The sequence below is a fragment of the Desulfurispora sp. genome (assembly GCF_052744395.1).
Map to the genome: position 1 here is coordinate 1 of NZ_JBRAJI010000055.1, position 14,753 is coordinate 14,753.

12 protein-coding genes and 1 pseudogene are annotated in these 14,753 nt (G+C 57.3%); all 13 read left to right on the plus strand.

Annotated elements, in window-relative coordinates:
• The first annotated feature begins 127 nt into the window (after positions 1 to 127).
• On the plus strand, positions 128 to 1,273 hold the full coding sequence (locus ACUVTU_RS11985; protein WP_445890196.1) for a glycosyltransferase family 4 protein: 1,146 nt from the start codon (positions 128 to 130) through the stop codon (positions 1,271 to 1,273).
• A complete protein-coding gene (locus tag ACUVTU_RS11990; RefSeq protein ID WP_445890197.1) occupies positions 1,270 to 3,519 on the plus strand; it encodes a hypothetical protein in 2,250 nt (749 codons plus the stop codon). Before ACUVTU_RS11985 ends, ACUVTU_RS11990 begins: the two co-directional genes overlap by 4 nt.
• Positions 3,520 to 3,525: 6 nt before the next feature.
• A complete protein-coding gene (locus ACUVTU_RS11995) occupies positions 3,526 to 4,278 on the plus strand; it encodes a fumarylacetoacetate hydrolase family protein (protein WP_445890205.1) in 753 nt (250 codons plus the stop codon).
• Positions 4,279 to 4,467: 189 nt separating this feature from the next.
• Positions 4,468 to 4,848: an adenosylmethionine decarboxylase gene (speD, locus tag ACUVTU_RS12000; protein ID WP_018086543.1), complete on the plus strand. Its 381-nt coding sequence runs from the start codon at positions 4,468 to 4,470 to the stop codon at positions 4,846 to 4,848.
• 199 nt (positions 4,849 to 5,047) lie between these two features.
• Entirely contained in the window at positions 5,048 to 5,827 is a 780-nt protein-coding gene (locus ACUVTU_RS12005; protein WP_445890198.1) for a polyprenyl synthetase family protein, read from the plus strand.
• Positions 5,817 to 6,596 carry a demethylmenaquinone methyltransferase gene (locus ACUVTU_RS12010; protein WP_445890199.1) on the plus strand — a complete coding sequence of 260 codons (780 nt, stop codon included), beginning with the start codon at positions 5,817 to 5,819 and terminating at the stop codon, positions 6,594 to 6,596. The genes ACUVTU_RS12005 and ACUVTU_RS12010 overlap by 11 nt, the downstream gene beginning before the upstream one ends.
• 15 nt (positions 6,597 to 6,611) lie before the next feature.
• Positions 6,612 to 8,051 (plus strand): menaquinone biosynthesis decarboxylase, encoded by a 1,440-nt coding sequence (locus tag ACUVTU_RS12015; RefSeq protein WP_445890200.1) that lies wholly within the window; start codon positions 6,612 to 6,614, stop codon positions 8,049 to 8,051.
• On the plus strand, positions 8,038 to 8,892 hold the full coding sequence (locus ACUVTU_RS12020) for a UbiA-like polyprenyltransferase (protein WP_445890201.1): 855 nt from the start codon (positions 8,038 to 8,040) through the stop codon (positions 8,890 to 8,892). Before ACUVTU_RS12015 ends, ACUVTU_RS12020 begins: the two co-directional genes overlap by 14 nt.
• A 16-nt stretch (positions 8,893 to 8,908) precedes the next feature.
• Positions 8,909 to 10,009: an aminofutalosine synthase MqnE gene (gene mqnE / locus ACUVTU_RS12025; RefSeq protein ID WP_445890206.1), complete on the plus strand. Its 1,101-nt coding sequence runs from the start codon at positions 8,909 to 8,911 to the stop codon at positions 10,007 to 10,009.
• A 3-nt stretch (positions 10,010 to 10,012) separates the two neighbouring features.
• Entirely contained in the window at positions 10,013 to 10,870 is an 858-nt protein-coding gene (locus ACUVTU_RS12030) for a menaquinone biosynthetic enzyme MqnA/MqnD family protein (protein WP_445890202.1), read from the plus strand.
• Positions 10,858 to 11,928: a cyclic dehypoxanthinyl futalosine synthase gene (gene mqnC, locus ACUVTU_RS12035; protein WP_445890203.1), complete on the plus strand. Its 1,071-nt coding sequence runs from the start codon at positions 10,858 to 10,860 to the stop codon at positions 11,926 to 11,928. The genes ACUVTU_RS12030 and mqnC overlap by 13 nt, the downstream gene beginning before the upstream one ends.
• A gap of 162 nt (positions 11,929 to 12,090) precedes the next feature.
• Positions 12,091 to 14,238, plus strand: a complete 2,148-nt coding sequence (locus tag ACUVTU_RS12040) for an acetate--CoA ligase family protein (protein WP_445890204.1) — start codon at positions 12,091 to 12,093, stop codon at positions 14,236 to 14,238.
• Positions 14,239 to 14,389: 151 nt separating this feature from the next.
• Positions 14,390 to 14,701 (plus strand): annotated as a pseudogene (locus ACUVTU_RS12045) (UPF0236 family transposase-like protein); the annotation flags it as partial.
• Positions 14,702 to 14,753 lie beyond the last annotated feature (52 nt).

The following is a 14,753-nucleotide window of genomic DNA, read 5'->3' on the forward strand; positions in this document are numbered from 1 at the left end:
TCGATACGAAAAATTTTCTTTTGGAGCTACCTACTAAGTCTTGACACGGACTTTGCGCCTGCTGAAGTTGTCTTGCGCAGCCAGTTCTGGTAAGATACAAAAAGTGGGAAAGAGCCGGGAGGTTCATATGTATCGCGTCATGCATGTTGTCAGACCGGCGGCCGGAGGTATGAAGAACCATCTCTTGAGCCTGCTGGAGTACGCGAACCGGGACAGGTTGCAATTGTACGTGGCCGGCCCGCCCGAGCTGCTGGAAGCCGTTCGCCCTCTGGGGGTCAAAATATACCCTCTGCCGTTGTCTCCAGACATTGATCCGGCTAAAGACAGCGTTGTGATCAGCCGGCTGGCTGCACTGCTAAGGCAGGAAAAGATCGCTTTGCTGCATGCCCACGGTTCCCGGGCCGGCCTGCCGGGCCGCCTGGCGGCCCTGCTGGCCGGGACTCCAGTGCGGTTTTTCACCGCCCACAATTCGCTTTTTTATTCGGGATGGCCGGTCTGGAAGCTGTCCGCCATGGTGCTGGCCGAGCGACTGCTGGCCGCCTGCAGCCAGCAGGTGATTGCGGTTTCGGAGAATCTGCGCCGGGAGCTTCTGGAGAAGGAAAAACTGCCGCCCCACAAAGTAGTGGTTATCCCCAACGGTATTGAGCCCGGCCGGTTTATGTACGAGCGGCGCGGTGCGGCGATAGCAGGGGAGCGGGGCGAACCGCGGGTGGTGCTGGGTACCGTGGCCCGGCTGGCCCCCCAGAAGGGGCTGGCCACGCTGCTGCGGGCTTTTGCGCTGCTGGAGGGACAGCTGGCCGGGGCATATGATCTGCGGCTGGTGCTGGTGGGGGACGGGCCGCTGCTGTCCGAACTTCAGACACTGGCCGGGCAGCTCGGGATAGCCCAGCGGGTTGTGTTTACCGGAATGCGCCGGGATATTCCGGAGCTGCTGCACAGCTTTGATATATTTGTTCTGCCATCGTTGACCGAAGGTCTGCCCCTGACCGTGCTGGAGGCCATGGCGGCCGGGCTGCCCGTGGTGGCCAGCCGGGTGGGGGGGATACCCGAAGCGGTGCAGGACGGGCAGACCGGTTTTCTGGTGCCGCCCGGCCAGGAGGTGGCGCTGGCCGAGAAACTGGGCTGTCTGGTGCAGCAGCCGGAATGGCGCTGCCGGATGGGTGCGGCAGGCCGCCAGAGGGTACTGGCCGAGTTTACGGTGCAGAGCATGGTGCGGAAAACCGAAAGGTTGTACTTTAACTGGCTGGAACAATTGAGGAGCGCGCGATCATGAGGAAGTTCTGGGGATGCTTGCTGGTTTTTTTGCTCTGCTGGGGGGGCTGGGTGGACCGGGCAGCGGGATACACACCGGCCTGGCAGGCGGCCAGACCTGAATCGCCGGCCGGGATTCAGGCGGTGGCCGCCGGGACGGACGGTCGGCCGGGCCGTGTGGTCATCATTACCGTAAACCGCCTGCGGTTAAATGATCTCAAGCCGGACCGGCTGCCGGGTTTTAACCGGCTTCTAGCGCACGGGGCGGCAGCGCTGTTGAATGTGAATACGGCCGGCTCAATCACTCCGGATAATTCGGCGGCCACCCTGGGGGCGGGTGCCCACCTCAAAGCAGAGGGGAGCGGGTCCACGGCTTTTCAGGCCCGGGAAAAGGTGGACGGTGCCAGTGCGGGCGCCGTGTACGCGCAGCGTACGGGAAAAACCGTGCCGGACCGGGCGGCCGTCCAGTTGGATATAAATGAGGTGCTGCAACAAAACAGATTGCTCCCCTATGCCAACCAGCCGGGAGCACTGGGGCAGGCCGTGCACAAACAGGGTGGGCTGACGGCGGTAATGGGCAACAGCGACTGGGGAACCAGTCTGCAGCGCAGTGCCGTAAACCTGGCCATGGATGAACAGGGCGTGGTGGATTATGGCCTGATCGGCCGGGAGTGCCTGCGCCCCGATCCTTTTTTCCCAGGCGGTTACCGCACCGACTACCGCTACATCATGCAGCAGTACCGAGCCCTGCCCGAGCAGGTACGCCTGGTGGTAATCGATGCCGGCGATCTCTCCCGTTTGTACGAGCAGGCCCGGTATCTGGATCTGCAGCGCTATCAGGTGCTCAAACAGCAGGCCGTCCAGGAGCTGGATGCTTTTTTAGCGGAAATGGCCGGAGCTTTGCGCCGCAGCGATCTGCTGCTCCTGGTGGTGCCCGCTCCCGGTGAGGAAGGTGGGCGGCGCGATTACCTGACGCCTCTGCTGGCCTACGGGGCGGGAGTAAAACCGGGCTGGCTGAGCTCACCCACCACCAAACGGCCCGGCCTGGTCATGAGTACCGACATCGCCCCCACCCTGCTGGCCTTCTGGGGCCAGGAACCTGTGCCCGGCATGACCGGCCGGGCCATGCAGCTTTTGCCGGGCGGAATGGATTACTTCCGGCTGCAGCAAATGTACGGGCAAATTGCTCTGGTTTATGATGCCCGCTGGCCGCTGCTGCAGACCTATGCCGTGTTTCAGGTGCTGTTACTGCTGGTTACAGTAGGTTTGATTATTTTTAAATGGCACCGCCAGGAGTACATTAAACCCTTTTTGCTGGCGGTGATGGCCGTACCGCTAGCCTTTTTGCTGGCCGGCCTGCTGCCCCAGCCCCACCTGCCGGCTCTGGCCGGGGAGGTTTTGCTCATTACATTGCTGCTCACCGGCCTGTCCATGTTTATGCAGCGGTATCATCTGCTGGCTCCTTTTTTGGTGATTTGTCTGCTGACCGCCCTGGGCATTCTGCTGGATACCTGGCAGGGCGGGCGTTTGCAGGGTGTGTCCGTGTTCAGCTATGACCCGGTGGTGGGAGCGCGGTTTTACGGTATCGGCAATGAGTACATGGGGGTGCTGCTGGGAGCGCTGATTGCCGGGAGCGGGGCGGTACTGAGTGTGGCCGCTGCCGCAGCGCCGGCCTGGCAGGCGGCCATGCGGCTACTGTGCCTGCCGGCTTTCGGCCTGGCCTTGTACACGCTGGCCGCCCCCGGGCTGGGAACCAATGTGGGAGGCACTATAGCGGCCCTGATTTCCCTGCCGCTGACCCTGTTGCTGTATTTCCGGGTCAGAATGAACTGGCGGGTGATTTTGGCCCTGGCCCTGCTGGCCGGTTTATTTCTGGGAGGGTTTATCCTTTATGATATAAGCCGGCCGGTAGCCCAGCAGTCGCACATCGGCCGGGCGGCCGGTGAGGTGCTGGCTGGCGGAATGGGGGCGTTCTGGCAAATTGTGCAGCGCAAAACCGAAGTGAACATCCGCTTGATCAAGTACACCATCTGGAGCCGGGTGTTCATCGCCAGCCTGGGCAGTTTGTGCCTGCTTTTTTACCGTCCGGTGGGAGTCATGAAAAAAATCCAGCTCAAGTACCCGCAGCTTTTTGCCGCCTTTGCCGGGGTGACGGCAGCCAGTATTGGAGCGTTGATCTTCAACGATTCGGGTATTGTGGCGGCGGCCACGGCCATGATCTATGCGGCTCCGCCCATGCTGTACCTGATCTTGAGCGAAAGGAGTTGAAGTGTGATGGCTGTGCTGGGACGTTTTGCGGTGGCAGGGAAGATCATTTACGGGCAGGTGGATGGTGACCGGGTGAGGGAGTTGAACAATTTATTTGAACAAAAACCCACCGGACCGAGTTACCGGCTGGCCGATCTGCAGGTGCTGGCGCCGTGCGAACCTACCAAAGCGGTGTGCGTGGGCCTAAACTACCTGGACCATATTGGGGAATTCGGGCCGCGGCAGGTGCCGGAGGAGCCGGTGCTGTTCATCAAGCCGGCCACCGCTGTAATAGGCCCGGAGCAGCCCATTGTTATCCCCGCCGCGAGCCGGCGGGTGGATTACGAAGCCGAGCTGGCCGTGGTGATGGGCCGGACCTGCCGTCAGGTTGCGCCGGAGGACGCTCTGGATTATGTGCTGGGGTATACCTGTGCCAATGATGTGACCGCCCGGGACTTGCAGCAAAAAGACGGCCAGTGGACCCGGGCCAAGTCCTTTGATACCTTTTTGCCCCTGGGACCATATATTATTACCGGTGTTGAACCTTCCGGACTGTTGATCCAGACCTACATCAATGGTGAGCTGCGGCAGCAGGGCAATACGGCCAGCATGATTTTTTCGGTTCCCGGTTTAATCAGCTTTATCTCCGGGGTGATGACATTGCTGCCCGGGGATGTGGTGCTTACCGGCACGCCTGCCGGGGTGGGACCGGTGCAGGCCGGCGATGTGGTGGAAGTGGTCATCCAAACCCTGGGAACCCTGCGCAATCCTGTTCGATAAACCGCGCGATCGCCATAAATAAAGGCCAGCCTGGCGATAATTGTCTTCTGCCGGTTGGCCTGACAGTATATCCAAAAATTTGTTGACAAAGCAAGATTATATGTTACAATTGAATTTGGTTGGAACCGGGCAGCTCCTGCGGGAGCCGGCGGTTCCAATTAATAATGTTAAAGGGGGAAGATAACTGAAATGAAACCTTTGGGCCGCCATGTACTTGCGGAGATTTACGGTTGTGACTTTGATATTCTGAACGACATCAAAAAAGTCGAAGAGATTATGGTCAACGCTGCTCTGGAAGCAGGGGCGGAAGTAAGGGAGTATGTATTCCACAAATTCAGCCCGCAGGGTGTGAGCGGTGTAGTGGTTATCTCCGAGTCGCATCTGGCCATCCACACCTGGCCGGAACTGGGTTACGCCGCGGTGGATGTTTTTACTTGCGGTGAAAAGGTTGACCCGTGGGACGCCTGCAATTATCTGACCGCCCGATTCTGCGCCAAGCAGATGTCGGCCCGCGAAACCAAGAGAGGGATCATCCCTTATGAAGTGGAGCAGGCGGCCGTAAACCTATAGGGGGGATATTTATTAGTACCCGTTTTAGCGAAAGCTAGTGAGCCTTGCCTTTCCTGGTGAGAAAGGGCAAGGCTTCATTATTTTTGCGCCATATTGCCGGCTAGATTTGGTTTGTGCCGGGCAGGAATATTTTTTTGTACAACGAATACTTAGTAAGCTGATTACATCTTGTACAGGCAGGCAAAGGGGAGGGGCCGGCATGCTGGCGGAGATATTGCTACCAATACGGCCAGAACTGCAGCAAGTGGCCGGATATATGCAAAAACACTTTAGAATCAAGGCTGGTTATCTGGGAGACTTTGCCCATGTGGAGCCGCATCACTGGGACGGCCAGCTGCGACCCGCCCTGATCGTGCTGGTGGCCCGGCTGTTTGGCGATATTGACGCGCGGGTGGTGTCTTTAGCCGGTGTGGTGCAGTTCATCCATCTGGCGGCGCGCGTGCATGCCCGGATCAATGACGAACCGCCCGGCCGGGAAAAATGGGCTGTCGATCCCCGGGAAGGAAGCCAGTATCCGGTGCTGGTGGGGGATTATTTTTATGGCCGCTTTTTCACCACCTTGTGTGAGGCCGGTATAGAAAATTACCTGCAGCCTCTGGCCGAGGTGATCTGTCAGATCAACACCGGGGGCATACTGCGCCTGAAGAAGTCCACCCAGCCGCTGCCGGCCACCTGGTCCGAGCAGCAGATGCTGATTGGACGGGAGACGGCTGCCCTGATTGCGCTGGGCTGCCGCCTGGGGGCGCAGCTGGCGGGAGCCAGCGACCGGCAGGCACAACAAGCGGAGAGTTTGGGATATAATCTGGGTATGGCGGTTGGTTTAAGAGAGAAAAAGATTTATTGCGAGCAGGCGGACATGTTTTTACACCGGGCCCTGGAAATTTTACAGGGTTTGCCCGGGGGGGAAAGCCGCCTGATTCTGCGCCAGCTGCTCCAGTATTTAAGGCAGGAAGAACAAAAGGTATTAAATGTGGGGTAATGTAGCACCATTTAGTTCAAAAAAGGTGGTCGCCGGGATGGTCGATATTCCGCAGCAGTACAAGAGCAAAGAGGAGTATGTGCATCATATTTTTTCCAGTATTGCCCATCGCTACGACCTGTTGAATACCGCGCTCAGTTTCAACCGGGACAAGTACTGGCGGCGTTTTGCCGTGGAGAAAAGCGGCCTTCAGGCGGGCGGTACCGGCCTGGATGTTTGCTGCGGTACGGGAATGCTGGCCCTGGAGCAGGCCCGGGTGGTGGGGCCGGCCGGCAAAGTGGTGGGCCTGGACTTCTGTGAAAATATGCTGGCTGTGGCCAGACAAAATATAGCCCGCACCCCTTACCGGAACAACATTGAGCTGGTGCAGGGCAATGCGGTGGATTTGCCCTTTGCCGACAACACTTTCGACTGCGCCACCATCGGCTTTGCGCTGCGCAATGTGCCGGATATTGCACAAACCATCAGGGAAATGGCCCGGGTGGTCAAACCGGGGGGCAAGGTGGTTTCTCTGGAGCTGTCCAAGCCCAGCTGGCCGGTTTTTAAACAGCTTTATTACCTGTATTTCGATTATATTCTGCCCGTCCTGGGCCGTATCGGGGTGGGTCTGGATGGGCCTTACAGCTATCTGCCCCGCTCCTTGAAATCTTTTCCTCACCAGTCGGAAATCAGGGATTTATTTGCCCGGCTGGGCCTGCAGGATGCCTGCTATTTTGAGCTTACCGGCGGCATTGTCAGCGTCCATGTGGGCACAGTTCCAACTCCATAGGAAAGGAAAAAGCGTATGGGTTATCGTGACCTGCGGTCTTACATGCAGGCTCTGGAACAAAGAGGTCTGCTCAGGCGTATTAGCACAGAAGTATCGGTAGAGCTGGAGATCACCGAGATCACCGACCGGGTCGTCAAAGCAGGCGGACCCGCTTTATTATTTGAAAATGTGCGCGGCTACAATATGCCCGTATTGACCAACGCTTTTGCCACTTACCGGCATATGTGCCTGGCGCTGCAGGTGGAGAGCCTGGATGATATCGGGCGGGAACTGATGCAGTATTTGCGTCCCCCGGAACTGCCCAGCAGTTTCCTGGACAAGCTGAAAGCCCTGCCCAAACTGGCGCAGCTGGCTTCCTTTCTGCCCAAAACCGTGCGTCAGGCTCCCTGCCAGGAGGTCATCATCAAGGATCCGCCCAGCCTGCGGCACCTGCCGGTGCTCAAGTGCTGGCCCGATGACGGCGGTCCTTTCATCACCCTGCCCCTGGTTTTTACCAAAGACCCGGAGACCGGTCAGCGCAATGTGGGTATGTACCGGATGCAGGTTTTTGACGACCGCACTACCGGCATGCACTGGCATATCCACAAGGACGGCGCCGAGCACTGGCGCAAAGCCGGCGATAAAATTCCGGTAGCCGTGGCCCTGGGCGGGGATCCTGCGGTCATATACGCGGCCACGGCCCCGTTGCCGCCGGGCATAGATGAGATGCTGCTGGCCGGCTTTTTGCGCAAGGAGCCGGTGGAGATGGTGCGCTGCATCACGGTGGACCTGGAGGTGCCGGCGCATGCCGAAATCATCCTGGAAGGGTATGTGGACCGGCAGGAAACCCGGCTGGAAGGACCCTTTGGCGACCATACGGGTTACTACTCCCTGGCCGATTACTACCCGGTTTTTCACCTCACCTGCGTGACCCAGCGGCGCCAGCCGGTTTACCCCGCTACCATTGTGGGGCGGCCGATCATGGAAGATGCTTTTCTGGGTAAAGCTACCGAGCGCATCTTTTTGCCTCTGGCCCGAATGGTGCTGCCCGAGCTGGTGGACATGAACATGCCGCCCGAGGGCGTATTCCACAACTGCGTGATCGTTTCCATTAAAAAGCGTTATCCCGGCCATGCCCGCAAGGTCATGCACGCTCTGTGGGGCATGGGCCTGATGATGATGGCTAAGCTGATCATTGTGGTGGATGAAAACGTCAATGTGCAGGACCTGTCCGAGGTGATGTGGCGCGTCTTTAACAATATTGATCCCGAGCGCGACCTGGAAATCACCCGTGGTCCGCTGGATGCGCTGGACCATTCGTCACCGCTGCCGCATTACGGCAGTAAACTGGGCATTGACGCTACCCGCAAGTGGCCTGCCGAAGGGCATACCCGCCCCTGGCCCGAAGATATTGTCATGAGCCGGGAGATCAAAGAACTGGTGGACAGGAAGTGGCGGGAGTATGGTTTGGAGTAAGTTCAGGATATTCCTGGAAATGATCAAATTTGAACACACTATATTTGCTCTGCCCTTTGCCTACACCGGAGCTTTGCTGGTGCACCGGTCCCTGCCGGCGGGCAGAGATGTGCTGTGGATAACCCTGGCCATGGTGGGGGCCCGCACGGCGGCCATGTCGCTGAACCGGATTATTGACCGGCACATTGATGCGGCCAATCCCCGCACGGCCAACCGGGCCATCCCGGCCGGTTTGCTCCGGGTGGGCGAGGTCTGGGTATATGTGCTGCTTTCCTTTGCCCTGTTGTTTTACGCCGCCGCTCAGCTTAGCCCGCTGGCCCTGCGCCTGTTTCCGGTGGCGGTGCTGGTGCTGACGCTGTATTCTTACACCAAGCGCTTCACCTGGGCCTGCCACCTTTTTCTGGGTCTGGCTCTGGGCCTGGCTCCCCTGGGAGCCTGGATTGCTATTGCCAACCGCTTTGATCTGGCGCCGGTCCTGCTGGCCGGCGGAGTGATGTTCTGGGTGGCCGGTTTTGATATCATCTACGCCTGTGATGATTATGATTTTGACCGCAGCCACGGCATTTATTCCATTCCGGCGCGTTTTGGCATTCTGGCCGCGCTGCGTATTTCTGCGGTGTTTCATGTTGTTGCTCCGCTGCTTTTTGCGGCCACCGGCCTGGTCCTGCACCTGGGATGGCTGTATTTCGCCGGGCTGCTGCTGGCGGTGGGACTTTTGTTTTACCAGCATCATCTGGTACGCCCCGATGATTTGTCCCGGGCCGGCGTAGCCTTTTTTAACCTGAACGGTACCCTGAGTGTGGTCATGTTTGTCTGCACATTGCTGGATGTATGGTTATGAGCAGGGGGGAATAATGGTGCGCTATTTGTGGCAGGACAGTGAACTGGCCGATATCGGTGCAAAAGTGCTGGCGGGCCGGCGTTTGGATTTTGACGACGGGGTGCGCCTGTTCCGCTCGGCGGATCTGCTGAGCATTGGGGCCATGGCCGATTATGTGCGCCGCCAGAAAAACGGTGACCGGGCTTATTTTATAGTTAACCGGCATATCAATCATACCAATATTTGTGTCAACCGGTGTCGCTTTTGCGCTTTTGGCCGGGACCCGGATGCCCCGGGTGCCTATACTCTCAGCCTGGACGAAATTGAAGCCAAAGCCCTGGCCTACCGGGACAAAGGGATCAAAGAGATTCACATTGTGGGCGGCCTGAATGAGAGCCTGAGTCTGGACTACTACCTGGAGATGATGCAGCGGGTGCGCCGGGCGGTGCCCGGGGCGGTTATTCAGTCCTTTACCGCGGTGGAGATAGATTATTATGCCCGGCAGAACGGTTTGAGTGTGGAGGAGGTGCTCCGCCGGCTCAAAGAGGCCGGGCTGGACTCACTGCCGGGCGGCGGGGCGGAGGTATTTGCCCCGCGGGTGCGGGAGAAGCTCTGTCCTAAAAAAATCAGCGGCCAGCGCTGGCTGGAGGTGCACGCCACAGCCCACAAACTGGGTATGCGCACCAATGCCACCATGCTGTACGGGCACATTGAAACCATTGAGGAGCGGGTGGAACATTTGCTCATGCTGCGGGAGCAGCAGGACAGGAGCGGCGGCTTCCTGACCTTTATCCCCTTGGCTTTTCATCCCCATAATACCGAACTGGAGCAGGTGGTGCGCACCCGCACCACCGGTTATGATGACCTGAAGGTGCTGGCGGTATCGCGCCTGCTGCTGGACAATTTTGATCATATTAAAGCGTTCTGGATTATGATCGGTCCCAAGCTGGCCCAGATTTCGCTGGCTTTTGGCGTGGATGACCTGGATGGTACGGTGGAAGAGGAGAAAATTGTGCACGATGCCGGAGCCGACACGGCGCAGAGTTTGACCAGACAACAGCTGGTGGACATGATCCGGGCAGCGGGCCGCAAGCCCGTGGAAAGGGATACGCTCTACAACGTGATTTGGGAGGGCTAGAAGTTGCAGAATTTGCGCCTGGGCCGGGTTAGTTATTTGAATTGCTTACCCATCTATTATGCGCTGGAAAGCGGCCTTTTGCCTTTTGCCGGGGAGCTCATTCCCGGTCCCCCGGTGATGTTGAACCGAATGCTGCTGGAAAACGCTTTACACATCACGGCCATGTCATCAATTGAATATGCCCGGAATATGTCCGACTGCGTTATCCTGCCCGATCTGGCCATCGGGGCCGACGGACGGGTAGAAAGCATCATGTTTTTCAGCAAGATGCCGGTAACCGAGCTGGAGCACAAAAAAGTGCTGGTTACCACCTCCTCGGCAACCTCTGTGGCGCTGCTGCGCATCTTGTTTGAACATTATTATCACGTGGATGTGGAAATGGTGGCCGCGCCACCCGATATTACGGCCATGCTCAGCCAGGCCGACGGTGCTTTGCTGATTGGCGATGATGCCATTGCCGCCAATCGCAAGGTGACGCTGGAAAAATGGGATATATTGGTAACTGACCTGGGTCAGGCCTGGAAAGAGTTTACCGGATGCAAAATGCTCTATGCGCTCTGGGTTACCACCAGGCGAGCGCTGGAAGAAATGCCCGAACAGGTGGAAGCGGCCTGCCGGATGTTGCACGAGTCTTACCGGATCGCCAGGGAGAACTGGGAGGCGATGATTGAATACGGGCACCAGCAGACCGGTTTTTCCCGGGCGTTTATCCAGGAGTATCTGCAAAATCTAATTCAATACAGCTTTCACAGCCAGGATCAGCAGGATTTGATGGTTTTTTATGATTATGCCTACAAGAGCGGCATCCTGGATGAACGGGCTGTCCTGCACATTTGGGAGGGAGGAAATTGTCCCGGGTAGAGGCACTGCTGGAACTTGTCGCTCAGGGGGAAAGGCTGAGTCCCGGACAGTATCTGACGCTATACCAGGAGGCCAACTTGCTGGCCCTGGGCCAGGCAGCCAACCGGGTGCGGCAGCGCTGGCACGGGGATAATGTTGTAACTTTTGTCGTTGACCGCAACATCAATTACACCAACATCTGCCGGTGTGGGTGCCTTTTTTGTGCTTTTTACCGCCGGGCGGATGATGCTGATGCGTATGTGATTACGGAAGAAGAACTGCTTCAGAAAATTGCCGAAACCGTTCAGGTGGGCGGCACCGGTGTGTTAATCCAGGGTGGCCTGCACCCCGATCTGGACCTGGCATTTTTTGAAAAGATGCTGCGCACCATCAAGGAGCATTTTCCGGCTGTTCATATACATTCTTTTTCGCCTCCCGAGATTGCCCATCTGGCGGAAAAAGAGGGCCTGGACTACCGGCAGGTGCTGGAAAAACTGCGCCAGGCCGGTCTGGATTCCCTGCCCGGCGGCGGGGCGGAAATTCTGGTGGACCGGGTGCGCGAACTGATCAGTCCGCGCAAGGCCAGTACCCGGGTCTGGCTGGAAGTGATGCGGGCAGCGCATGAGCTGGGCCTGCGCACCACGGCCACCATGATGTTCGGGCATGTGGAGACACCGACCGAACGCATCGAGCATATGCTTAGAATCAGGGAGCTGCAGGATGAAACCGGCGGATTTACGGCCTTTATCCCCTGGACTTTTCAGCCGGGCCATACCGCGCTGGGAGGCCAACCCGTGGGCGCTGTGGAGTACCTGCGGGTGCTGGCCATATCCCGCCTGGTGCTGGACAATATCCCCAATATTCAGGTTTCCTGGGTGACCCAGGGTGCCAAGGTGGCCCAGGTGGCGCTTTCCTTTGGAGCCAATGATTTTGGCAGCACGATGCTGGAGGAAAATGTGGTACGGGCGGCCGGGGTGAACTACCGCGTGCCCATGGAGGAGATTGTGCGTTGCATTCAGGATGCCGGCTTTACCGCTGCCCAGCGCACCAATCTCTATCAAATTGTGCGGGTATTTTAAGGCCTTCCTGATGGGGAAGGCCTTTTTGGCTGAACGCGCTGTTTATTGCGTTTATTTGCAGATTGTATTTCAAGTGCAGGCAGGAAATTTGCAATGGATAGTCGAATAAGCATATTATAAAATAATTGAATATTCATTCAGTTTATTAAGGGGGCAACAGTCATGCAAGCGCAAAAGTGGGACAAAATTCTAACATCACTGCGACCCATGTTTGACCCGTCCAGTGTGGCCATCATTGGTGCATCCAGCAACCCGGACAAGCCCAGTGGACAACCGCTGGTAGCATTGTTAAAAAACGGCTATAAAGGGCAGATTTATCCTGTCAACCCGCGCTATACCGCTGTGCAGGGCATTCCCTGTTATTCATCCATTACCGAGATACCGGGAACAGTAGACCTGGCGATCATCGCCGTGCCGGCCAGGCAGGTACTGGACCAGATGCGCGCCTGTGCCGCAAAAAAGGTGCCGGCGGTGATCATTTTTACCTCGGGATTTGCCGAGACCGGTGCGGAAGGGGCGCAGCTGCAAAGCCAGCTTACCGATCTGGCCCGCCAGCACGGCATCAGGGTGTGTGGGCCCAACTGCATGGGCATCTTCGGTGCCCGGAACTCCCTGATGGCCAATTTTGCCATAGATACCCTGCCCGACCGGGTGATTGTGCAGGACTTTCTGGGATTTATCTCGCAAAGTGGCGGATTTGGCAGTGCGGTTTACGAAATTATTCGCGATCGGGGCATTGGATTCAGCTACTTCATCAGCACCGGCAATGAAGCCGATGTTGATTTTTCCGAATATGTTGCTTTTCTGGTGGAGGATGAGCATACGCGGGTTATTGCTGGCTATCTGGAAGGTGTGAAAGACGGCTCGAAGTTCATTGAGGCCGTGGATAGGGCCAATCGGGCGGGCAAACCCATTTTATTGATCAAAACCGGCCGTCATGAGGCTGCGGCCAGAGCGGCGGCTTCGCATACCGGATCGCTGGTGGGTTCGGACAAAGTATACCAGGCCCTGTTCCGGCAAAAGGGCATCTTGCGCCTGGAGAGCATTGAGGAAATGAAGGTGGCTTTGTCCGTGCTGGCCAGCGGCAAGCTGCCGGCCGGCAACCGGGTCTGCATTGTGGCCACTTCCGGGGGCAGCGGGGTCTTGATGGCGGACAAATGTGCCGAGTACGGCCTGGAGCTGGCCGAGCTCTCCGAGGAGACCAGGCATAGACTCAGTCTGATTTTGCCCGAGTTTGCCTCAACCAGCAATCCGGTAGATATTACCGGTCAGGTGGTGGCCAACCCGTTACTGCTCAAAGAGGCGCTGGAAATCATTCTGGGTGACCCCAATTATGATATCATGATCCTTTGCTACTGGGCTTTACATGGACGTACCGAGCTTTATCTCCAGCAGCTGGCCCAAATGTGTCTTGCATCCAATAAAGTGATCATGAACTTGATCTGGGGCCCGGAACAGCCGGCCATCGAGGTGGTCAACAGCTTGAATGACATGCTGGTTCCGGCAGCGCGGGAAGCTGATTTCGCCGTGCGGGCGCTGTCCTCGCTGGCCTGGTATGTTAAACGGCAGCAGGAACTGCGCCAGCCCTCGCCGGAAGTGCCGGTACCGCCCGGGGCCCGGGAAAAAGTCCAGGATCTGTTGGGCCAGCTCGAGCCCGGCAGTACCCTGGGAGAGTATCGTACCAAGCAGATCTTGCGCTGTTATGGCATTCCCTGCACCGGGGAAATACTGGTTCAGGATGAGGAACAGGCTGTGCAGGCGGCCGAAAAACTGGGTTACCCGGTAGCGGTAAAAATTGAGTCCCCGGATATATTGCACAAAACCGAGGCCGGCGGTGTGAAATTGAATTTATCCAGTGCCGCTGATGTGCGCTGCGCCTTCCGGGAAGTGACCGGCAGCGCCCGCCAGTACCGGCCGTCCGCCAGGCTGGCCGGTGTGCTGGTGCAGCAAATGCTGCCGCCCGGCACCGAGTTGATTGCCGGTATTGGCCAGGACCCGGTTTTTGGCAGCACGGTGCTGTGCGGTTTGGGAGGCATTTTTGTCGAAGCGCTGCGCGATGTCTCCATCCGCCTGCTGCCACTCACCTTCAATGAAGCGCTGGCTATGATTGCTGAGCTTAAAGCGCAGCGTGTTCTGGATGGTATCCGGGGTCGCGGTCCGGTAGACCGGATGCAGTGGGCCCAAATTCTGGTCCGGCTGGCGGCACTGGCCAGTGATTTTCCGTCTATAGCGGAACTGGACATCAACCCGCTCATCGCCACTCCCCAGGGTATTGTGGCCGCCGATGGTTTGCTGGTCCTGAGAAAATGATCAAATAGTGGTTGCGGTGAGCCTGCACTGCCGGGGCCGTGTATAATTTCAGTAGGTGGCAGCAAGGAAATGTCCCCCTGAAAATAGAAATGAGACCTCGTAGCAACAAAAGCACCCCTCAGAGAAAAACAAAGGAGTGTGAGGTCTCATTATGCTAAATATTCGCCAGGTAGTGGGAGCAGTCCTTCTTTTCATCAACGGATTGGTAAAATTAATCAGTGAGAGCAAAGATTTTTATGAACTTGAGAAAGGAACATTTGAACTATGCCAAAAGGTATCCAACCAGATTTTTACATGGGTACTGGAACAGATTGACAATCGATTGATGGAAGAGCGTAATCGCGACGAATGGGAGGTAGTAGGATTTCGGAATAGAACGACCGTCAGCACGTTTGGGGAATTTTCTATTAGAAGGCGCCTATACAGAAACAAAAAAACAGGAGAAACCAAATATTTATTAGATTGTAGATCGTAAAATAGAATTGACCCCCGCTAGTCAAGTAAAACTGACCCAC